This is a genomic window from Pantoea endophytica (genome assembly GCF_002858935.1).
GTDB classification, from domain to species: domain Bacteria; phylum Pseudomonadota; class Gammaproteobacteria; order Enterobacterales; family Enterobacteriaceae; genus Pantoea; species Pantoea leporis.
Genome location: NZ_PJRT01000033.1, coordinates 284,621 through 304,836, shown reverse-complemented (window position 1 = coordinate 304,836; position 20,216 = coordinate 284,621). Strand labels below are relative to the sequence as shown.

General features: G+C 56.2%; 19 protein-coding genes. 11 read left to right on the top strand and 8 right to left on the bottom strand.

Annotation, left to right across the window (positions count from 1 at the left end; genetic code table 11):
- The first annotated feature begins 80 nt into the window (after nucleotides 1–80).
- Entirely contained in the window at nucleotides 81–794 is a 714-nt protein-coding gene (gene mpaA, locus PZBJ_RS22135) for a murein tripeptide amidase MpaA (protein ID WP_101764300.1), read from the top strand.
- Here mpaA and ycjG read toward each other — a convergent pair.
- The gene (gene ycjG, locus PZBJ_RS22130; RefSeq protein WP_101764299.1) at nucleotides 763–1,749 is read right to left on the bottom strand and encodes an L-Ala-D/L-Glu epimerase; all 987 of its coding nucleotides are present in this window, start codon (nucleotides 1,747–1,749) and stop codon (nucleotides 763–765) included. The two genes, mpaA and ycjG, sit on opposite strands and share 32 nt — an antisense overlap.
- 154 nt (nucleotides 1,750–1,903) lie before the next feature.
- On the opposite strand from ycjG, the gene tpx reads away from it, so the two are divergent.
- The 3 genes from tpx (at nucleotide 1,904) to PZBJ_RS22115 (ending at nucleotide 6,105) form a co-directional block, all read left to right on the top strand.
- Nucleotides 1,904–2,407 carry a thiol peroxidase gene (tpx, locus tag PZBJ_RS22125; protein WP_101764298.1) on the top strand — a complete coding sequence of 168 codons (504 nt, stop codon included), beginning with the start codon at nucleotides 1,904–1,906 and terminating at the stop codon, nucleotides 2,405–2,407.
- Nucleotides 2,408–2,692: 285 nt separating this feature from the next.
- On the top strand, nucleotides 2,693–4,072 hold the full coding sequence (locus tag PZBJ_RS22120; RefSeq protein ID WP_101764297.1) for a glycoside-pentoside-hexuronide (GPH):cation symporter: 1,380 nt from the start codon (nucleotides 2,693–2,695) through the stop codon (nucleotides 4,070–4,072).
- Nucleotides 4,069–6,105, top strand: a complete 2,037-nt coding sequence (locus PZBJ_RS22115) for a glycoside hydrolase family 31 protein (RefSeq protein ID WP_101764296.1) — start codon at nucleotides 4,069–4,071, stop codon at nucleotides 6,103–6,105. Before PZBJ_RS22120 ends, PZBJ_RS22115 begins: the two co-directional genes overlap by 4 nt.
- A 420-nt stretch (nucleotides 6,106–6,525) precedes the next feature.
- Here the strand turns inward: PZBJ_RS22115 and tyrR are convergent, their stop codons facing one another.
- From tyrR to pspA, 7 genes are all read right to left on the bottom strand, one after another.
- Nucleotides 6,526–8,091 (bottom strand): transcriptional regulator TyrR, encoded by a 1,566-nt coding sequence (gene tyrR, locus PZBJ_RS22110; protein ID WP_101764295.1) that lies wholly within the window; start codon nucleotides 8,089–8,091, stop codon nucleotides 6,526–6,528.
- 213 nt (nucleotides 8,092–8,304) lie between these two features.
- Nucleotides 8,305–9,378 (bottom strand): YcjF family protein, encoded by a 1,074-nt coding sequence (locus tag PZBJ_RS22105; protein WP_101764294.1) that lies wholly within the window; start codon nucleotides 9,376–9,378, stop codon nucleotides 8,305–8,307.
- Nucleotides 9,375–10,772, bottom strand: a complete 1,398-nt coding sequence (locus tag PZBJ_RS22100) for a YcjX family GTP-binding protein (RefSeq protein WP_101764293.1) — start codon at nucleotides 10,770–10,772, stop codon at nucleotides 9,375–9,377. Before PZBJ_RS22100 ends, PZBJ_RS22105 begins: the two co-directional genes overlap by 4 nt.
- A complete protein-coding gene (gene pspD, locus PZBJ_RS22095) occupies nucleotides 10,753–11,001 on the bottom strand; it encodes a phage shock protein PspD (RefSeq protein ID WP_007888070.1) in 249 nt (82 codons plus the stop codon). The genes PZBJ_RS22100 and pspD overlap by 20 nt, the downstream gene beginning before the upstream one ends.
- A gap of 47 nt (nucleotides 11,002–11,048) precedes the next feature.
- Complete coding sequence (gene pspC / locus PZBJ_RS22090; protein WP_101764292.1) at nucleotides 11,049–11,396, bottom strand: envelope stress response membrane protein PspC; 348 nt, start codon at nucleotides 11,394–11,396, stop codon at nucleotides 11,049–11,051.
- Nucleotides 11,393–11,620 carry an envelope stress response membrane protein PspB gene (pspB, locus tag PZBJ_RS22085; RefSeq protein ID WP_007888081.1) on the bottom strand — a complete coding sequence of 76 codons (228 nt, stop codon included), beginning with the start codon at nucleotides 11,618–11,620 and terminating at the stop codon, nucleotides 11,393–11,395. Before pspB ends, pspC begins: the two co-directional genes overlap by 4 nt.
- A 60-nt stretch (nucleotides 11,621–11,680) precedes the next feature.
- On the bottom strand, nucleotides 11,681–12,346 hold the full coding sequence (gene pspA / locus PZBJ_RS22080) for a phage shock protein PspA (protein WP_008106471.1): 666 nt from the start codon (nucleotides 12,344–12,346) through the stop codon (nucleotides 11,681–11,683).
- A gap of 164 nt (nucleotides 12,347–12,510) precedes the next feature.
- Between pspA and pspF the strand changes: the two genes are divergently transcribed.
- From pspF to fabI, 7 genes are all read left to right on the top strand, one after another.
- Entirely contained in the window at nucleotides 12,511–13,509 is a 999-nt protein-coding gene (gene pspF / locus PZBJ_RS22075; RefSeq protein WP_101764613.1) for a phage shock protein operon transcriptional activator, read from the top strand.
- 470 nt (nucleotides 13,510–13,979) lie between these two features.
- A complete protein-coding gene (gene sapA / locus PZBJ_RS22070; RefSeq protein ID WP_101764291.1) occupies nucleotides 13,980–15,602 on the top strand; it encodes an ABC transporter substrate-binding protein SapA in 1,623 nt (540 codons plus the stop codon).
- Between the two features lie 2 nt (nucleotides 15,603–15,604).
- Nucleotides 15,605–16,570 carry a putrescine export ABC transporter permease SapB gene (sapB, locus tag PZBJ_RS22065; RefSeq protein ID WP_101764290.1) on the top strand — a complete coding sequence of 322 codons (966 nt, stop codon included), beginning with the start codon at nucleotides 15,605–15,607 and terminating at the stop codon, nucleotides 16,568–16,570.
- Nucleotides 16,557–17,447, top strand: coding sequence for a putrescine export ABC transporter permease SapC (gene sapC / locus PZBJ_RS22060; RefSeq protein ID WP_101764289.1), 891 nt, complete (start codon nucleotides 16,557–16,559; stop codon nucleotides 17,445–17,447). The genes sapB and sapC overlap by 14 nt, the downstream gene beginning before the upstream one ends.
- Nucleotides 17,447–18,442 (top strand): putrescine export ABC transporter ATP-binding protein SapD, encoded by a 996-nt coding sequence (gene sapD, locus PZBJ_RS22055; protein ID WP_101764288.1) that lies wholly within the window; start codon nucleotides 17,447–17,449, stop codon nucleotides 18,440–18,442. The genes sapC and sapD overlap by 1 nt, the downstream gene beginning before the upstream one ends.
- 2 nt (nucleotides 18,443–18,444) lie before the next feature.
- A complete protein-coding gene (sapF, locus tag PZBJ_RS22050) occupies nucleotides 18,445–19,248 on the top strand; it encodes a putrescine export ABC transporter ATP-binding protein SapF (protein WP_101764287.1) in 804 nt (267 codons plus the stop codon).
- 128 nt (nucleotides 19,249–19,376) lie between these two features.
- Complete coding sequence (gene fabI / locus PZBJ_RS22045; RefSeq protein WP_007892455.1) at nucleotides 19,377–20,165, top strand: enoyl-ACP reductase FabI; 789 nt, start codon at nucleotides 19,377–19,379, stop codon at nucleotides 20,163–20,165.
- Nucleotides 20,166–20,216 lie beyond the last annotated feature (51 nt).

Genomic DNA, 20,216 nt, shown 5'->3' with positions numbered 1-20,216 from the left:
GGCTGGATTCCCGGTCACATTTTTACCTTAAGCGCCAGAAGGCTTTTGGCGGTGTTGGAAGCATTTCATAGAGGAACGTCATGTCGTCATACCATCCACGTCCGCTGCGCGGCAAGCTGGACGCTGTCTGGCAACAATACGGGCAATCGGTGCTGGGTGCACCGCTGCTGTGGTTTCCGGCACCCGCCGCCGATGCCGAAAGCGGGCTGATTATTGCTGGCACGCACGGCGACGAGAATGCCGCGATTGCCACCTTATCGGGCGCGATGCGCACCTTGCCGGACGCGCTGCGGCGTCATCACGTTGTTCTGGCGGTCAATCCCGATGGTTGTCAGTTGGGGCTGCGCGCCAACGCCAATGGCGTCGATCTCAACCGTAATTTCCCCGCCGCTAACTGGCAGCATGGCGACACGGTGTATCGCTGGAACAGCGAAGCGGATGAGCGTGATGTGGTGCTTTCAACCGGATCAGCGCCCTCTTCCGAACCAGAAACCCGCGCGCTGTGCCAGCTGATTCATCAGATCAAACCGCGTTGGGTGGTTTCGTGGCATGAACCGCTGGCCTGTATTGATGATCCGCACCACAGCGAATTAGCGCAGTGGCTGGCGCAGCAGACCGCGCTGCCGGTGGTGAGCAGCGTGGGTTATGCTACGCCGGGTTCGTTTGGCAGCTGGTGCGACGACCTCGGCCTGTTATGCATTACCGCCGAGATGCCGCCGATTTCGGTGGACGAAGCCACCGAAGTCTATCTGGAAGCGATGATCAATCTGCTGCGCTGGCAGCCAGCGGCTTGAGTACGCCGTGAGAAAAATGCAGCGACGGTTCAACATCGGCCGCAAGCCAGGTTGGACCGTCGAGATCCGCGAAGGTCGCGCGCGCCGTAAGCGGTAATGCCGCACGAATCGCCCGCGAGGTGCAGAGCATGCAGCCGAGCATAATCGCGAATCCCTGCTGCTGCGCCGCCTCTGCCAGCGCCAGCGCTTCCGTTAATCCGCCGGTTTTATCCAGCTTGATATTCACCATCTCATAGCGCCCTTTCAGCTGCGGCAGGCTTTCACGCGTATGGCAGCTTTCATCGGCGCAGATTGGCAGCGGATGGATAAAGTTGCCCAGCGCGCTGTCTTCTGCGGCCGGTAGCGGCTGTTCCAGCATCGCGACATTGAGGTCGGCCAGCAGCTGACAGCGTGCCGCCAGGCCTTCGGCATGCCAGGATTCGTTGGCATCGACAATCAAAGTCGCGTCCGGTACCGCGCTGCGTATCGCCACCAAACGTTCGCTGATCAGGTGATCGTCCATTTTAATCTTCAATAAACGCGCGCCATGTTGCCACAGCGCCTGCGCGCTGCTGGCCATCGCATCTGGCGTATCGATGCTGATGGTATGTGCGGTGACAATCTCTTCAGCCAGTTGCACCGCGCACAATTGCACCAGACTTTCGCCCTGCTGCTGTCGTGCCAGATCCCACATTGCGCAGTCAATCGCGTTGCGTGCCGCGCCCGCCGGTAACGCCTGTTGCAGCGCTTCTCGCGTCATGCCGCTTTGCAACGCGCTTAGCTGCGAGGCGATCTGCTTGAGCACCGACTCCTCACTTTCACCGTAGCGCGCGTAAGGCGTCGCTTCGCCAACACCTTTAACGCCATCTTGCTCGATTTCCACTACCACAACATGCGCCTCGGTGCGGCTGCCGCGCGAAATAACAAACGGCGAATGTAACGGCCAGGCTTCCGGATAACTCTTCACTGTTCTCATTATTTCTCCTTAAATCCGTCGCTTTAATGCGAGCCGGCTCGATTATCGCCAGGAAATGCGCTCGTAAACCCTTAAAAATTATGTCATAAACAAGCGCTATACCTGTTCTGACGTTCCAAAAGTCAGATATTTCATCGTTAAAAAAGGAAATCGCATGTCTCAGACTGTTCACTTTCAGGGCAATCCGGTGCCGGTTGCAGGCCAGTTCCCACAAGTTGGCGAGCAAGCTAAACCTTTCAACCTGGTCGCAAAAGATCTTACTGACGTATCCCTGGCTAATTATGCAGGCAAACGCAAAGTTCTGAACATTTTCCCAAGCATTGATACTGGCGTGTGTGCGGCATCGGTGCGTAAGTTTAACGAGCGTTCAGGTGAAGCGAACAACACGGTTGTGCTCTGCATCTCCTCCGACCTGCCTTTCGCCCAGTCACGCTTCTGTGGCGCAGAGAACGTCAGCAATGTGATCACGCTCTCTTCCCTGCGTGGCGCCGAGTTCAAAGAAAACTATGGCGTGGCGATTGCTGATGGCCCGCTGAAAGGCCTGACCGCGCGTGCCGTGGTGGTGCTGGATGAAAACGATAAAGTGATTTACAGCGAGCTGGTGAATGAAATCACCGAAGAGCCAAACTACGATGCCGCGCTGGCTGCGCTGAAGTAAATCTCTCGCCTGCCAGGCGAAACAAAAAGCACCGAATGATTAACGCGTCGGTGCTTTTTTTATGCTCACCTTCAGGATGGCTCAATTTTCAACCTGTTGATTTATCGCGATACGTAGCACTTATTCCCGCCATGTTGCATTTTTACTGTGATTCTTGTTACCCGTATCACATTAATTAAAAAACATAAAACCTGTAACAAATCCCGCAATTGTTCCCATCAGCATCGCTACCTATAACTAACCGTCAATTGCACTTAAGCGATTTAAAGACAGGCGGGAATCTTTATGCAAGCAAGCTTATCCATTAAAGAAAAGTTTAGTTACGGCCTCGGTGATATGGCCAGCCATATCGCCATCGATAACGTCATTATTTTTCTCACCTTTTACTACACCGATGTGGTGGGTTTGCCCGCAATCTTTGTTGGCACGCTGTTTTTACTGGCGCGCGTCGCCGATGCGGTGATCGACCCGGCGATGGGGATGGTGGCTGACCGAACCCGTTCACGCTGGGGCAAATTCCGTCCCTGGCTATTGATGCTCGCGGTACCGTTCGGCGTCAGCTGTATGTTGATTTATGCGGTGCCGGAAAGCCTGTCGCTGACTGGCAAGATGATTTACGCCGCCGTGACCTACAGCCTGATGATGCTGATGTACACCGCCATCAATATTCCTTACTGCTCGATGGGGGCGATTATCACCGCCGATGATAATCAGCGCATCTCCCTGCAATCATGGCGCTTCTTCCTCGCCACGCTGGGCGGCGCGATGTCCACTTTCCTGATGATCCCGCTCGCCACCTTGCTGGGCGGCGGTAACAAACTGGACGGTTACTTCGCAGCAATGTCGATAATGGCGACGCTGGCAACCCTGCTGTTTTTTATCTGTTTTCTCAATACACGCGAACGCATCAATGCTCCCGCTAACCACGGCAACTTTCTTGCCGATCTGCGCGATTTGCTGCGTAACGATCAGTGGCGCGTGGTCGCGTTGCTGGTGTTCTGCAATATCTCATTCGGCGTGGTGCGGCTCGGCGCGATGATGTACTACGTCACCTATTTTCTGGGTGATGCCAGCCTCTTCATGTGGCTGCTGGCCGCGCATATTGTCGGCAAAAGCGTCGGTAGCGTGCTGGCGAAACTGCTGACGCGCCGCCTGAACAAAATCACCGCCTTTACGCTCAGCGCCATTACTGCTGGCGTGCTAAGCATCAGCATCGTGTTCCTGCCCGGCTCGCTGGCGCTGTTGGTTGGCATGACATTCATCGTCTCCAGCTTCTATCAGGTCACCACCACGCTGATGTGGGTGATGATGGCCGACGTGGTGGATTACGGTGAATATCGTCAGGGAAAACGCCTCGATGGCACCGTCTTCTCGACTCTGCTCGCCGTATTGAAAATGGGCATGGCCATCAGCGGTGCGATTGTCGGCTGGACGCTTGGCCTGAGCGGTTACGTCGCTCAGGCACCGCATCAGCAACCCGCCGCCATGATGGCCATCGTGGCGCTGTTTTCGGTGGTTCCCGGCCTGCTGTCGCTGTTAAGCGCGCTGGCGATGCGCGGCTACAAACTTAACGATGCCACCATGCGCACCATCAATCAGCACAAAGTGTCAGCCCAACCGGCTGCCACTGCTTCCCCCCTTTTACAACCACAGGAGTTGTCATGAGTGAATTACGCGCCGAATCCCAGCGTATTATCTGGACATTTGACCGTCAGACGCTGGTTATCGAACCCTGGGGCGCGCATAGCCTGCGAGTACGAGCCACCTGTCAGCCCGAACTGATCGACCATGACTGGGCGTTGTTATCGCCTGCGGCTTGCGAGGTGGAGATCCAGCGCGAGCATGAATCTCTCAGCCTGCGTAACGGCAATATCACCGCCACACTGAATATTCGCGGCCAGCTGGCTTTCTATAATCAGCACGGCGAATTGCTGCTCGAGGAGTTCTGGCGTCAGCGCAGCACCGTGGGCATCGGTGCCAGCGAAAAGAGTCAGGACAAATACATCAGCGCCCTGAAGCTGGATGCGCGCGCCTTTCGACCGATTCCGGGAGGGAAATATCAGCTGAGCGTGCGCTTTGAAGCGCGTGCCGAAGAGAAAATCTATGGCATGGGCCAGTATCAGCAGGATTGTCTCGATCTGAAAGGCTGCACGCTTGAGCTGGCACAGCGCAATTCGCAGGCCAGCGTGCCGTTTATGGTATCCAATCTCGGCTACGGCTTGCTGTGGCATAACCCGGCCATCGGCGAGGTGACCTTTGGTAAAAACGGCACGCGCTGGCAAGCCGAAGTAACCGATCAGATGGATTACTGGATCACCGCAGGCGACACACCCGCTGAGATCGTGCGTCAGTATGGCCGCGCCACTGGCACAGCACCGATGATGCCCAGCTTCGCGACCGGTTTCTGGCAATGCAAACTGCGCTATCGCACTCAGCAGGAAGTGCTGGAGGTCGCGCGCGAATATCGCCGCCTGCAGCTGCCGCTCTCGGTGATCGTCATCGACTTTTTCCACTGGCCAAATCAGGGAACCTGGTGTTTCGATGCGCGCGACTGGCCAGATCCGCGTGCCATGGTGCAGGAGCTGAAAGAGATGGGCATCGAAACCATGGTGTCTGTGTGGCCCACGGTGGATAGCCGCAGTGATAACTATCGTCTGATGAAATCCAAAGGCTTGCTGGTTAACAGCGAGCGCGGCGTATCGGTGAACCTTGATTTTATGGGCAACACCACTTTTTTTGACGCCACGCATCCCGCCGCACGCGAGTTCGTCTGGCAGGAAGTTAAGCGCAACTATTATGACCACGGCATCCGCACTTTCTGGCTCGACGAAGCAGAGCCAGAATACCGCGCCTACGATTTTGATAATTACCGCTATCATCTCGGTCCGGTACAGGAAGTGGGCAATATCTATCCGCAGCTGTTTGCCCGCGGATTTTATGAAGGTCTGCAACAACAGGGCGAGAGCGAGATCGTCAATCTGGTGCGCTGCGCTTGGGCGGGCAGCCAGCGTTACGGCGTGCTTGCCTGGTCGGGCGACGTTCACTCCTCGTTCCATGCCTTACGTAATCAGTTCACTGCCGGGCTGAATATGGCGATGGCAGGTATTCCATGGTGGACCACCGACATCGGCGGTTTTCAGGGCGGGAATATTCATGATCCGGCGTTTCATGAACTGTTGATCCGTTGGTTCCAATGGGCGGTATTCTGTCCGGTGATGCGTTTGCATGGTTACCGCGAGCCACAAATTGCACCTGAAGAAGCCTGGCGCGATGGTATTGCGCAGTGTAACAGCGGCTCACCCAATGAGGTATGGAGTTACGGTGAGGAGAATTACGCGCTGATGAAAAGCTGCCTGCTGCAACGTGAGCAGATTCGCCCCTATATTGATGGCCTGATGCGCGAAGCCCATGAGCTCGGTGATCCGGTGATGCGCCCGCTGTTCTATCACTACCCGCAGCAGCCAGAGAGCTGGCAAGTGGAAGATCAGTATCTGCTGGGCCGCGACCTTCTGGTCGCGCCGGTACTGCACGCCGGGCAGCGTGAACGTGAAGTGTGGTTACCTGCTGGTGAACAATGGATTACCCGCAATGGTGAGTGCTATCAAGGCGGCCAACGCATCAGCGTCGCCGCGCCACTGAGTGAAATTCCGGTGTTTACGAGAGCAGGAAGTCAGGTAGACATCCGCGTGCCAGAGTAGATGCAGATTTACGAAAGGTCGCCATGAATGGCGTAATGCTTGTCAGTTAGAGAGCATGTTGCTTTAAATCTGGTGCGGGCACTGACACATCTGCTGCGTCACGGGCCGTCCTCGCGCCGCTAGCGCGGTACCTTCGGCTTTCACGTTGTGCCAACGGACCATTCGGGGATCGGCCGTCCTGGCCGGCCCCGAACTGCCTCACGCATCCATGCGTGAGGCTCCTGGCCCAACGTAAAAGCCTCAGCGCTGCGAATGGCCCTTTTGCCGCAGCAGACGCGCCAGCGCCTCTGGCAAATGTGCCCTTTTCAACAACACGCACGGAAGCTCCGTCCAGCGCACTCGTCGTTGGCTTAACCGACAAGGATTACGCCATAAATGGCGACCGCAGACAGAACGGCGTTGCGAAATGCACGCGCTCTATTACTCGCTCTCGTTGCGCTTCTGCCCTAACCCATATTCACGCAGCTTATTGGCAATCGCGGTATGCGACACGCCGAGGCGTTTCGCCAGTTTGCGCGTGCTGGGATAAGAGAGATAGAGACGCGTCAGCACCGAACGTTCGAAACGGCTGGTGATATCGTCCAGCGAACCTTCCATCGCCTCTTCGCCCAATGACACATCCAGCGCCTGCTCTGGCAACACAATATCTTGTGGTCCCAGCTCGTAACCTTCCAGCTGCGTCAGCGCGCGGTACAGCGCATTCTTTAACTGGCGTACGTTACCGGGCCAGTTATAACGCGTCAGGAATGGCGTCAGCTGCGATGAGAGGCGCGGACGCGGCAAGCCTTGTTCATCGGCGAAACGCGCGACAAACATTTCGGTGAGCGGCAGAATATCCAGTGGACGTTCACGCAGCGGCGGCAGATTGAGCGTCAGCACATTCAGGCGATAAAACAGATCTTCGCGGAACTCACCACGCTGCACCAGCTCAATCAAATTCTTCTGCGTGGCGCAAATCACGCGCACATCAACGTGGACTTCATGCTCTTCACCCACGCGGCGGAACGTGCCGTCGTTGAGGAAACGCAATAGTTTGGTCTGCATGCGTGGCGACATTTCGCCAATCTCATCCAGCAATACCGAACCGCCGTTAGCCTGCTCGAAGAAGCCTTTCTTGCCTTCCAGCGCATTGGGATAAGCACCGGCAGCGTGACCAAATAGCTCGCTCTCCGCCACATCATCCGGCAATGAGGCGCAGTTCAGCGCCAGGAACGGTTTTTTGCCGCGCGCGCTACGCAAATGACAGGCGCGCGCCAGCATATCTTTGCCGGTGCCGGTATCGCCCACGATTAACAGCGGCGCATCGTGCATCGCCAGCTTGCGCGCCTGATCGATCACCTGACGCATTTTTGGCGTAACCGCCACGATATGATCGAACTCCGATTCATCGGTAACGGTAAGATTCTGCAACTGTCGGCCCATACGCGCCGTCGATTTCAGGGTGATCATCGCGCCGACCGGCAGGTCGCTCTGGCCCTCTTCTTCTGCCAGATAAATTGGTCGCGCTTCCATCAGGAAATCGCGTCCCTGAATCACCACATGCTGCGCCTGTGCGTCAACGCGATCATTCTCCAGCCAGCGCTGGAAATTGAAGCCGGTGATTAAAGTGCCAACGTTTTGATTGCGCAGCTTCTGTTCATCAAGGGTAAACAGATTTTGCGCTGCCGGATTGGCCAGCTCGACTTTGCATTTCAGATCGATGGATAACACCGGTTCTGGCATCGCCACCAGCAGCGCGCTCAATGCGCGATGCTCGCGTTCAGAGGGCATAAACGAAACGGTACGCACATCTGTCACGCCAGGTGTACGGCGGATTTCCGCCATCAGATTGCTGAAGGGTTCAAACTCCAGCGCGGTAAAATTGAGGTAAATGCGACCGAGTGGCGCAATTTCGATGCCGCGCAGGTCGATATTGCGGGCAACCAGCAGGTCGAGCAACTCGCGCGCCAGACCGATTCGGTCCTGGCAGAAAACTTCCAAACGCATTGCGATGAGCCTTAGTCAGGTTTTGATTTTAGTGATAATACGCTAACTTGCAGCGCCTCAGAAGAGGCCTGTCAGGAAAAGTTGACAGCCAGAGGCAGGTGATAAAGGGAAGTGTAACGGAGCGACCAACAAAAATCCCGCCGAATATGCGTGGTAACACAGATAATTTTACCTTTCACGCCAGTTGCAGCGTGAAAGGTACGCAAGTGCTGATTATTTAGCAGCCTGCCCTGCTTTATCCCCACTTTTTACCAGGGATTCTTTCAGCTGACCGATTAACTCGCGACGGAAATCGCCCAGACGCGGCTTATCATCTTCCAGCCACGGTAACGGGCGACACAGCTCCATCGCTTTAATGCCGAGGCGTGCGGTGAGCAAACCAGCACCGATCCCTTGCGCAGCGCGGGTTGACAGGCGCGCGGCAAGATCCTGTGACATCCAATCCATCCCGACTTCGCGCACCAGTTCGGAAGCCCCGGCAAACGCCATATTGAGCAGCACTAAGCGGAACAGGCGGATGCGGCTAAAGTAACCCAGCTCAATGCCATAGATCGCCGCGATGCGATTGACCAGCCGCAGATTGCGCCAGGCGATAAACGCCATGTCTACCAAAGCCAGCGGGCTAACGGCGATCATTAACGTCGATTCGGCGGCGTGACGGCTTATTTCCCGGCGCGCCTGACGATCCAGCACCGGCTGCACCAGTTGGGCATATAATGTGACAATTTCACGATCGTTGTGGGTTTCATGCAGCGCCGCATGCCAGCGCTGCAGTGCAGGATGCGCCTGATCAAGCTGCGCCTGTTGCGCCAGCTTTTCACAGAACGCACGACCTTTGCCGACGCCGTGACTGTGCAGCAATTCGCGGCCAATATCGCGCTCTTCGGCCCGCTGACGCAGACGATATAAACGCCGCCATTCGCCAATCAGCGCACCCGCCCCCGCGGCGACAATCAATGTGCCCGCCACGCCGGTGCCGAGGGTAAACCAGTCGCGCAGCAGCCACGCATCGTGCAGCGTTTGCGCGCCCTGCGCCACCACGCTGACGCCGAAAATAGCGAGGCCAACGCCCACCATTTTACGCCACAGGCTGCGCTTCGGCCGCAGCGCGGCTTCCACCACTTTTTCGCCTTCGCCCTCTTCCAACGGCTCGGCTTCCGCCGTGGCGAGAAAGGCTTTCTCGCTGTCCGCGCTAAAGGTTTGTGCGGCGCGCAGCGGTTTTTCCGCTTCCACCGTCAGCGGACGGGCAAAATCAATGCGTCCTTTCAAAGGTGTTTCGTCGCTCATCGCAATTTATCTCCCAGTAAAAATTCCAGCGCGGCATCCATGCGAATATGCGGCAGCGGGCGATCAACATCCAGCTGCTGCGGCCGGAACTGTTCAAACTGAAATCCCTGCTGCTGCCAGAAATTGTGGCCAGGCAAGCGTGGCGGCACTTCGCCGGGATAAAACGTCAGCGCTTCATTATCGGCAAGACGATGACCGCGCAACGCCGGTAATTTCTCGCCACGATGATCAACCAGCCCACTTTCTGTGGCCTGCACCGAGGCTAAACCGAGGCAATCCATATTGATGCCTTCGAACGCCGCATTCTGCCACGCGTCCTGCACCAGTTGCTGCAGCAGCGACACCATATTGGCGTGCTGATCCGAAGTCACATGATCGGCTTTGGTGGCAGCAAACAGCAGCTTATCAATCACCGGAGAGAACAGACGGCGGAACAGCGTGCGCTGACCGTAGTGGAAACTCTGCATCAGTTGCGTCAAGGCGAGGCGCATATCGTTGAACGCTTGCGGCCCGCTGTTAAGCGGTTGCAGACAATCGACCAGCACGATTTGGCGATCGAAGCGCAGGAAATGATTTTTATAGAATCCTTTCACCACGTGCTGGCAGTAATAGTTGAAACGCTGCTGCAGCATGGCGAAGTTGCTGCCTGCTGGCGCTTGCGCCAGCTTGCTAACCTGCATCTCGTCGACCTGCGGCCACGGGAAGAACTGCAGCGCGGGCGCGCCGGCCATATCGCCCGGCAATACAAAGCGGCCCGGCTGGATAAAGTGCAAGCCTTCGCTTTTGCATTGGTGCAGATAGTCGGTCCAGGCAGCGGAAATCGCTGCCAGACGATTTTCATCGGCGGGCGCAAAAGGATCGAGATCGGCGCACAAGCTGCGCCATTGTGCTGACCAGCCTGCGCGATCGCCCTGCAGCAAGCCCACCATCTGACGTGACCAGCTGAGATAATCCTGCGCCAGCATCGGCAGATCCAGCAGCCATTCGCCAGGATAATCGACAATTTCAAGGTAGAGCGTGGCGGTATCTTTGAAATGGCGCAGCAGCGATTCATCCGGCCGATAGCGCAGTGCCAAGCGCATTTCGCTCACGCCGCGCGTCGGCGTCGGCCACATCGGCGGCGTGCCGTACAGTTGCGCCAGACCTTCGTCGTAGGTGAAACGCGGCGTGCCGAGTTCACGCTGCGGCACGCGCTTGACGCCCAGCAGGCGATCTTCGCGCACCACGGAAAACAGCGGCAAACGTGCGCCGCTGTGGACATTGAGAAGCTGGTTAACCAGCGAAGTGATAAACGCGGTTTTGCCGCTACGGCTTAAACCGGTTACAGCCAGGCGCAGATGGCGGTCAACACCGCGGTTCATCAACGCCACAAATTCATTTTGCAGTCTTTTCATCGTTCTCCCTGATGAATCGTGCCGATAAGCGTTTAAACGCTTTGCTCAGCAACGGTTCCAGGGCGGCCGCCAGCAACAGGCGCAGCGGACGGCGCGCCACCGATTTCACCGCCCAGCCAGCGATACCGCCGGGCCCGTAAGTTACTGCACTAATGATGATAAATTTCCCCGCCGACATCAACGCAGGTGTCGCGCGACGGCGCAGAGCAGTAAAACGTTGAGTTTGCATAGAGCCTCTTATCACAATAGAAGAAGTGGGCCCGAAAGCCCGGGAATTTAGATCTGGCGGAAGCGGCTGCGCACGCTAAACGTCTCTGAAGTGACGTAGCGTTCAACTTCACGCACCTTTCGCTCATCGCTTTGCAGCGTTGTTTCCAGCTCGTCGAGCAGTTCACGTGCGCTGGGTGCCCGTTCAGATGTCGCATCAACGGGTTTCTCGTCCAGCACAAAGCCCAGAATAAAATAGGCGACGATGGTGAACATAAACAGTCCAAGGAACAGCGACAACACCACAATCACACGCAGCAAGCGCACCGGAATGTCGAGGTACTCGGCGATACCCGCGCAGACGCCGCGTACTTTGCCCTGCTGCGGAATGCGCCACAGTTTACGACCATTCATCATGGTTGCCTCCAGTTTGGATGTTCGGCATCCAAAATGGCTTCCAGTGCTTCAACACGCTCACGCATGCGGCGCGCATCCTGGGTAATTTGTTGCAAACGCTGCAGGTCACTGGACGATAGATCGGCGCCGCCGTTGCGTTTGTTGCTGTAATGCAGCCATAACCAAATTGGTGCGACAAACAGCACGAAAATCGTTAAAGGTATGGCTAAAAAAAGTGCGCTCATTGACTCTCCTTAATCACTAACACCATTTTTAACTCGGGCCCGCAATCAGGCCCGTGGCGATCACTCAGGGCGATTCATTTTGGCTTTCAGCGCGGCCAGCTGCTGGCTGATTTCATCATCGGCTTTCAGCTCGGCGAACTCCTGATCCAGACCTTTTGGTTTACCAAAACGCTGGCTTTCTGCTTCTGCTTCCATGTGATCGATGCGACGTTCAAAGGATTCGAAGCGTGCCATCGCATCATCAATCTTGCCGCTGTCGAGCTGACGACGCACATCACGTGATGACGATGCTGCCTGATGGCGCAGCGTTAACGCCTGCTGACGCGCACGGGTTTCAGTGAGTTTTTTCTCCAGCTCACCGATCTCGCCTTTCATGCGGTCCAGCGTCTCTTCAACCTGAGTCGATTCCTGCTGCAGCGCAGCAATCAAATCGGTCAGCTTTTGCTTCTCAATTAAAGCAGCACGCGCCAGATCTTCTTTACCTTTATTAATCGCCAGCTCCGCTTTTTCCTGCCATTCGGCCTGTTGAATTTCAGCCTGCTCGCTGCGGCGCAGCAGCTGTTTCTTTTCGGCCAGCGCACGGGCTGAGGTTGAACGGACTTCTACCAGCGTATCTTCCATTTCCTGAATCATCAGGCGTACCAGTTTCTGCGGATCTTCGGCGCGCTCCAGCAGAGAGTTGATATTAGCGTTCACGATGTCGGCGAAACGAGAAAAAATACCCATAATGATGTTCCTCAAATTTTGTGTGTAGGTGCGCGAGGCGCTCTTCACTAATACAATTCGCGTGCCAACTTTTAATTTATTGATTTTACGCTATTTGTTTATTTTACATCCGCCAGAACATCGCTTAAGGTAGTGAAATTGATTAATCAGTGGCGAATTTCATCATGGCGAACAGTTCAGACAACCTGTTAGGCGAATCGAATAACTTTCTGGAGGTACTGGAACAGGTTTCGCGCTTAGCGCCGCTGGAAAAACCGGTGCTGGTGATTGGCGAGCGCGGCACCGGCAAAGAGCTGATTGCCAGCCGCCTGCATTATCTGTCAAACCGCTGGGAAGGTCCGTTTGTTTCGCTGAACTGCGCTGCGCTAAATGAAAACCTGCTCGATTCCGAACTCTTCGGTCATGAAGCGGGCGCGTTTACCGGGGCGCAAAAACGCCATCTTGGACGCTTCGAACGCGCTGATGGCGGCACGCTGTTTCTTGATGAACTCGCCACCGCGCCGATGCTGGTGCAGGAGAAATTGCTGCGCGTGATTGAATACGGACAGCTGGAACGCGTTGGCGGTAATCAATCTTTGCAGGTGAATGTGCGTTTGGTGTGCGCGACCAATGAAGATTTGCCGGCGCTTGCCGCCGCCGGTAGATTCCGCGCCGACCTGCTCGATCGCCTCGCCTTTGATGTGGTGCAGCTGCCGCCGCTGCGTGAACGCCGCAGCGACATACTGGTGATGGCCAACCATTTCGCCATTCAGATGTGCCGCGAACTGGGCTTGCCGCTTTTCCCTGGCTTCAGCGATCGCGCCCAGCTGACGTTGCTGAATCACAGCTGGCCCGGCAACGTGCGTGAACTGAAGAACGTGGTCGAGCGTTCGGTTTATCGCCATCACAGCGCCGACGATGAGCTGGATAACATTATCATTAACCCGTTCGCCCCCCGCACGCCGCCCACCGACGTCATTGCCCAGGCGGACGTATCTGCCTTGCCTTCCCTGCCGCTGGATTTGCGTCAGTGGCAAAATCAACAGGAACGCGAGTTGGTTGAAGCGAGTTTACAGCAAGCCAAATACAACCAGCGCCGCGCCGCCGAGTTATTGCGTGTGACGTACCATCAGTTGCGCGCCATGATGAAAAAGCACGGTATTCAGGCACGCGACGAGGATTAGCCAAATCGCCATAAACGTCGCCTATACGTATTCATTTGATTTTTCTTTTTTAAAGCAAATCGCACGGTGTTTTTTTCTAACTGTTTCGAGTGGATGCAAGGCGGCAAGCGAGGACATCCCTGGGAGCATACATAAGTATGTGACCAGGGTGGACGAGCGCAGCCAACGCAGCAGCCGCTCGAAACAGGACGAAAAAAAGCCCGCGGGTTAACGCGGGCAACTAATACTGGAAGCAATGTGAGCAATGTCGTGCTCTTCTTCGGTAGAGCCACCGTCGAAGCGCAGAAGAATAATAATCATTCTTATTATCATCTGTAAACCCCTAATTGAGAATTTTTCTCATCTCCACACAGAGATTGTGATTACCCCATCGCCAGTTTGGCGAAAAACACAGCAGAAGCGTCGCGAATTTGGGGAGTACGTGGCGTTTAAGATACACTCACGCTATTGCCTCAGAATCGTTGAGTTCTATGCCAAAATTATTCCCCTCTCTGCTGCTGGGTCTCAGCATAATGAGCGCGTCAGCGTGGGCCGCGCCAACGGACAACATCCGCAACAGCGGTTTTGTCTATTGCGTTAACGGCACGGTTAATACCTTCAATCCACAAATGGTTAGCAGCGGATTAGTCGTTGATACGCTGGCGGCGCAGCTTTATGACCGGCTGCTGGACGTGGATCCTTATACTTATCGGCTGATTCCCGACCTCGCCCAGAGCTGGGAAGTGCGTGATAACGGCGCAACCTACCGTTTTCACCTGCGTAAAGATGTCGCCTTCCAGCACACCAACTGGTTTAAACCGACGCGGAAAATGAACGCCAATGATGTGGTGTTCAGCTTTGCACGCATGTTTGATCGCAAGCATCCGTGGCACAACGTCAACGGCGGCAGCTATCCCTATTTTGATAGCCTGCAGTTTGCCGATTCAGTGCAGAGTGTGAAAAAGCTGGATAGCGATACCGTTGAAATCCGCCTGAACAGCCCGGACGCCTCATTCTTGTGGCATATCGCGACGCATTACGCGCCGATTTTGTCGCAGGAGTACGCCAATAAACTCAGCGCTAAAGGCCAGCAGGAACAGCTGGACCGCGAACCGGTCGGCACCGGCCCGTTCCAGTTGAGCGAATACCGTACCGGGCAATATCTCCGCCTGGCGCGTAATCCGCAGTACTGGAAAGGCGTGCCGCGTCTGCAGCAGGTGGTGATCGATTTGGGCGTCGGCGGCACCGGAAGGTTATCCAAACTGCTGACCGGCGAATGCGATGTGCTGGCCTATCCCGCCGCCAGCCAGCTGAGCATTTTGCGTGACGATCCGCGCCTGCGCATGACGCTGCGTCCTGGCATGAACATCGCCTATCTGGCGTTCAACACGCGCAAACCGCCACTGGATCGCCCGGAAGTGCGTCACGCGCTGGCGCTGGCGATCAATAACGAACGCCTGATGGAGTCGATCTATTACGGCACCGCCGAAACTGCCGCCTCCATTTTGCCGCGTGCGTCCTGGGCGTATGACAACGATGCGCGCGTCACCGAATACAATCCAACTAAAGCGCGTGAAGAGTTGAAAGCGCTGGGGCTGGAAGATTTACATTTACGTTTAGTGGTGCCCTCTTCCTCGCAGTCGTGGAATCCCAGCCCGCTAAAAACCGCTGAATTGTTGCAAGCGGATTTGGCTCAGGTTGGCGTGCGCGTCACTATCGCGCCGGTGGAAGGCCGCTTCCAGGAAGCGCAGTTGATGGAGATGAACCATGACCTCACGCTCACCGGCTGGGCAACCGACAGTAACGATCCCGACAGTTTCTTCCGTCCGCTGTTAAGCTGCGCGGCGATCCGTTCGCAAACCAACTACGCACACTGGTGCTCGCCCGCCTTTGATGAGGCTTTGCAGCATGCACTGTTGTCACAGCAGCTATCGGCGCGCATTGACAGCTATGACAAGGCTCAGCAGATTTTGGCGCAGGAGTTGCCGGTGCTGCCGCTGGCGTCATCGCTGCGTTTGCAAGCCTATCGGCATGATATCAAAGGCCTGGTGTTGAGCCCGTTTGGTAACGCTTCGTTCGCTGGCGTTTACCGCGATGAGAGCAGCGAGGAGTAAGCATGATTATCTATATTCTGCGTCGCGTGGTGCTGCTGCTCATCACCCTGTTTTTGCTGTCGCTGGTGAGCTTCAGTCTGAGCTACTTCACACCAAATGCCCCGCTCGAAGGCGCATCGCTGTTTGATGCGTGGTGGTTCTGGTTCAAGGGCTTGCTGCAGTTCGATTTTGGCGTCTCCAGCACCAACGGCCAGCCGATTGATCTTCAGCTGCGCGAAGTGTTTCCCGCCACGCTGGAGCTGTGCGTAATGGCATTTATTCTGGCGCTACTGGTGGGGATTCCGCTGGGAATTTGCGCCGGCGTGATGCGCAAAAAATGGCAGGATAAAGCCATTAGCGCACTGGCGCTGCTTGGCTTCTCGATGCCGGTATTCTGGCTGGCGCTGCTGTTTACGCTGTTCTTCTCGTTAACGCTCGGCTGGTTGCCGGTGTCCGGACGTTTCGACCTGCTCTATCCGGTGCAAAACGTTACCGGCTTTGCGCTGATTGATGCCTGGCTGAGCCCGTCGCCGTGGCGTCATGAAATGCTGGTCAGCGCCTTAACGCACATGATTCTGCCGGTGGTCGTTCTCGCCGTTGCGCCTGCTACCGAAATGATCCGCTTACTGCGCAGCAGCACCAGCGATGTGATGGACAAAAACTACGTCAAAGCCGCCGCCACGCGCGGCCTGTCGCGCTTCACGGTGATCCGCCGCCACGTGCTGCACAATGCGCTGCCGCCGGTGATTCCGCGCCTTGGGCTGCAATTTTCCACCATGCTGACGTTGGCGATGATCACCGAGGTGGTGTTCAACTGGCCGGGCCTCGGCCGCTGGCTGATTAACGCCATTCGCCAGCAGGATTACGCGGCGATTTCCGCTGGCGTGATGGTGGTGGGCGGTCTGGTGATTCTGGTCAGCGTGTTATCCGATATTCTGGGTGCGGCGCTTAACCCGCTGAAACATAAGGAATGGTATGCCCTTAGATAATGTCTACGACGAGAAGCGGCTGCCCAGCACGCTGCGTCGCAGCTGGCAGCGCTTGTATCGCGATACCAGCGGCATGGTCGGCTTATACGGCTTTGGCCTGCTGCTGTTCCTGTGCCTGTTTGGCGGCCTGCTGGCGCCGTATGGCATCGATCAGCAATTCCTGGGTTATCAGCTGCTGCCGCCATCGTGGTCGCGCTACGGCGATGTCTCCTTCTTCCTCGGCACCGACGATTTAGGCCGTGATGTGCTGAGCCGCCTGCTGAGCGGCGTAGCGCCGACCGTGGGATCGGCGATTTTGGTGACGGTGCTGGCGGCAATTTGTGCGCTGGTGCTTGGCGTGTTTGCCGGTATCACGCACGGCATGCGCTCGGCGGTGATGAATCACGTGCTGGATACCTTACTGTCGATTCCCTCGCTGCTGCTGGCGATTATCGTGGTGGCATTTCTCGGCCCGCGCCTGGAACACGCGATGCTGGCGGTGTTTCTCGCGCTGATCCCACGTCTGGTGCGCGAGATCTATACTGCTGTGCATGATGAGATGGAAAAAGAGTATGTGGTGGCGCTGCGTCTTGATGGTGCGCGCAACCTGAATATCTTGTGGAATGCGGTGCTGCCTAACGTGCTGCCGCTGCTGGTGAGCGAATTTACCCGCTCGCTGTCGATGGCGATTCTGGACATCGCCGCACTCGGTTTCCTCGATCTTGGCGCGCAGCTGCCCTCACCCGAATGGGGTGCGATGCTGGGTGACGCGCTGGAGCTGATCTACGTTGCGCCGTGGACGGTCATGCTGCCGGGCGTGGCGCTGATGGTCAGCGTGTTGATCGTTAACCTGCTGGGCGACGGCATTCGTCGCGCTGTAGAAGCGGGAGTTGAATAATGCCGCTACTGGATATCCGTAACCTGACCATCGAATTTATGACCGCTGACGGTCCGGTCAAAGCGGTTGATCGCATCAACCTGACGCTAAGCGAAGGCGAAATCCGCGGTTTGGTGGGTGAATCGGGTTCAGGCAAAAGTCTGATCGCCAAAGCAATTTGCGGCGTCACCAAAGATAACTGGCGCGTCACCGCCGATCGCATGGTGTTTGATGATATTGATCTGCTGCGCCTGTCACCGCGCGAACGCCGTCGGATCGTCGGCCATAACGTGTCGATGATTTTTCAGGAGCCGCAATCCTGTCTTGATCCGTCAGAAAGTATTGGTCGCCAGCTGATGCAGGCGATTCCGCGTTGGACGCACAAAGGCCGCTGGTATAAACGGCTGTGGTTCTGGCGCAAAGTGCGCGCCATTGAGCTGCTGCATCGCGTCGGCATCAAAGATCATAAAGACATCATGCGCAGTTTCCCGTATGAACTCACCGACGGCGAATGCCAAAAGGTAATGATCGCCATCGCGCTGGCCAATCAGCCGCGTTTACTGATCGCCGATGAACCAACCAATGCGATGGAGCCGACCACGCAGGCGCAAATTTTCCGCCTGCTGAGCCGCCTCAATCAGAATAATAACACCACTATTTTGCTGATCAGCCACGATCTGCGCACCATGAGCCACTGGGCCGACCGCATTAATGTGATGTATTGCGGCCAGACGGTGGAGATCGCGCAAAGCGAAGAGTTAATGGAGTCACCGCATCATCCTTACACGCAGGCGCTGATCCGGGCGATGCCCGATTTCGGTAGCGCGCTGCCGCACAAAAGCCGCCTCAACACGCTTTCTGGCGCGATTCCTTCACTGGAACATCTGCCGATTGGCTGTCGTCTGGGGCCGCGCTGCCCGTATGCGCAGCGTAAGTGCATCGAAACACCGCGCCTGACCGGCAATAAAGCGCATCTCTTTGCTTGTCACTTCCCGCTGAATATGGAGAGCCAGTAAACATGGAAACGCTGCTGGAAGTGCGCAACCTGAGTAAAACCTACCGCTATCGCACCGGTTTGTTCCGTCGTCAGCACGTTGAGGCGGTGAAAGGCGTCAGTTTTACCCTGCGTGAAAAACAGACGCTGGCGGTGATTGGTGAAAACGGTTCGGGAAAATCGACGCTGGCAAAAATGCTCAGCGGCATGATCGAGCCGAGCGAGGGCGAGATGCTGATTGACGATCATCCGCTGGAGTACGGTGATTATGGTTATCGCAGCCAGCGCATTCGCATGATTTTTCAGGATCCCTCAACCTCGCTGAATCCGCGCCAGCGCATCAGCCAGATACTCGATTTCCCGCTGCGCCTGAATACCGAGCTGGATGATGACGCGCGTGAAAAACGCATTATCGCCACGCTGCGTCAGGTCGGTTTGCTGCGCGACCACGCCGGATACTATCCGCACATGCTGGCGCCGGGCCAGAAGCAGCGTCTGGCGCTGGCGCGAGCGCTGATTCTGCAGCCAAAAGTGATCGTCGCCGATGAAGCCCTCGCCTCGCTGGATATGACCATGCGTTCACAGCTGGTAAACCTGATGCTGGAACTGCAGGAGAAGCACGGCATCGCCTATATTTATGTCACGCAGCATCTCGGCATGATGAAGCACATCAGCGATCAGGTGCTGGTGATGCATCAGGGCGAAGTGGTCGAGCGCGGCGGCACCGCCGATGTATTGGCCTCGCCGCTGCACGATCTCACCAAACGCCTGATCACCAGCCACTTTGGTGAAGCCTTAACCGCTGAAGCCTGGCGCCGCGAGCGTTAAGGCGCCGAAAACGCGGTGCGATTTACCGCATTTATAGAGACGTGCTAGACTTCGCACGAGATTAACGTCGGTCGCCTGTTTTTCAACCATCGCGACCGCCAACAACAATGACCAAAAGGATTACAGCTATGGGTTTTCTTTCCGGTAAGCGCATTCTGATTACTGGCGTTGCCAGTAAACTCTCAATCGCCTACGGTATTGCGCAGGCGATGCACAAACAGGGCGCAGAACTGGCTTTCACCTACCAGAACGACAAACTGAAAAGTCGTGTGGAAGAGTTTGCTAAAGATCTGGGTTCAGACATTGTTCTGCCATGCGATGTGGCTGAAGACGAGAGCATCACTGCGCTGTTCACCGAACTGGCAAAAACCTGGCCGAAATTTGACGGTTTCGTTCACTCCATCGGTTTCGCACCTGGCGATCAGCTGGATGGCGACTACGTGAATGCTGTTACCCGTGAAGGCTTCAAGATCGCTCACGACATCAGCGCGTACAGCTTTGTTGCGATGGCGAAAGAGTGCCGTGCGATGCTGAACCCGAATTCCGCCCTGCTGACCCTGTCTTACCTGGGTGCAGAGCGCGCCATCCCGAACTACAACGTGATGGGTCTGGCGAAAGCGTCTCTGGAAGCTAACGTACGCTACATGGCGAACGCAATGGGTCCAGAAGGCACACGTGTTAACGCCGTTTCTGCCGGTCCAATCCGTACGCTGGCTGCATCAGGCATCAAAGATTTCCGTAAAATGCTGGCGCACTGCGAAGCGGTTACCCCGATTCGTCGTACCGTTACTATTGAAGACGTGGGTAACTCAGCTGCATTCCTGTGCTCTGATTTGGCGGGTGGTATCACCGGCGAAGTGGTACACGTTGATGGCGGCTTCAGCATTGCCGCAATGAACGAGCTGGAACTGAAATAAGATTTACCTAAGGTCGCCTTTCATGGCGACCTCCTCTTCAAATAACGCCCT

What these genes read in the sequence shown, in the direction of transcription:
- sapF (WP_101764287.1), top strand. Translation starts at nt 18,445, where the DNA reads ATGGAAACGCTGCTGGAAGTGCGCAACCTGAGTAAAACCTACCGCTAT.
- sapC (WP_101764289.1), top strand. Translation starts at nt 16,557, where the DNA reads ATGCCCTTAGATAATGTCTACGACGAGAAGCGGCTGCCCAGCACGCTG.
- pspA (WP_008106471.1), bottom strand. Translation starts at nt 12,346, where the DNA reads ATGGGTATTTTTTCTCGTTTCGCCGACATCGTGAACGCTAATATCAAC.
- PZBJ_RS22105 (WP_101764294.1), bottom strand. Translation starts at nt 9,378, where the DNA reads ATGAGCGACGAAACACCTTTGAAAGGACGCATTGATTTTGCCCGTCCG.
- mpaA (WP_101764300.1), top strand. Translation starts at nt 81, where the DNA reads ATGTCGTCATACCATCCACGTCCGCTGCGCGGCAAGCTGGACGCTGTC.
- pspD (WP_007888070.1), bottom strand. Translation starts at nt 11,001, where the DNA reads ATGCAAACTCAACGTTTTACTGCTCTGCGCCGTCGCGCGACACCTGCG.
- pspC (WP_101764292.1), bottom strand. Translation starts at nt 11,396, where the DNA reads ATGATGAATGGTCGTAAACTGTGGCGCATTCCGCAGCAGGGCAAAGTA.
- sapA (WP_101764291.1), top strand. Translation starts at nt 13,980, where the DNA reads ATGCCAAAATTATTCCCCTCTCTGCTGCTGGGTCTCAGCATAATGAGC.
- pspB (WP_007888081.1), bottom strand. Translation starts at nt 11,620, where the DNA reads ATGAGCGCACTTTTTTTAGCCATACCTTTAACGATTTTCGTGCTGTTT.
- ycjG (WP_101764299.1), bottom strand. Translation starts at nt 1,749, where the DNA reads ATGAGAACAGTGAAGAGTTATCCGGAAGCCTGGCCGTTACATTCGCCG.
- PZBJ_RS22115 (WP_101764296.1), top strand. Translation starts at nt 4,069, where the DNA reads ATGAGTGAATTACGCGCCGAATCCCAGCGTATTATCTGGACATTTGAC.
- PZBJ_RS22100 (WP_101764293.1), bottom strand. Translation starts at nt 10,772, where the DNA reads ATGAAAAGACTGCAAAATGAATTTGTGGCGTTGATGAACCGCGGTGTT.
- pspF (WP_101764613.1), top strand. Translation starts at nt 12,511, where the DNA reads ATGGCGAACAGTTCAGACAACCTGTTAGGCGAATCGAATAACTTTCTG.
- sapD (WP_101764288.1), top strand. Translation starts at nt 17,447, where the DNA reads ATGCCGCTACTGGATATCCGTAACCTGACCATCGAATTTATGACCGCT.
- tpx (WP_101764298.1), top strand. Translation starts at nt 1,904, where the DNA reads ATGTCTCAGACTGTTCACTTTCAGGGCAATCCGGTGCCGGTTGCAGGC.
- sapB (WP_101764290.1), top strand. Translation starts at nt 15,605, where the DNA reads ATGATTATCTATATTCTGCGTCGCGTGGTGCTGCTGCTCATCACCCTG.
- tyrR (WP_101764295.1), bottom strand. Translation starts at nt 8,091, where the DNA reads ATGCGTTTGGAAGTTTTCTGCCAGGACCGAATCGGTCTGGCGCGCGAG.
- PZBJ_RS22120 (WP_101764297.1), top strand. Translation starts at nt 2,693, where the DNA reads ATGCAAGCAAGCTTATCCATTAAAGAAAAGTTTAGTTACGGCCTCGGT.
- fabI (WP_007892455.1), top strand. Translation starts at nt 19,377, where the DNA reads ATGGGTTTTCTTTCCGGTAAGCGCATTCTGATTACTGGCGTTGCCAGT.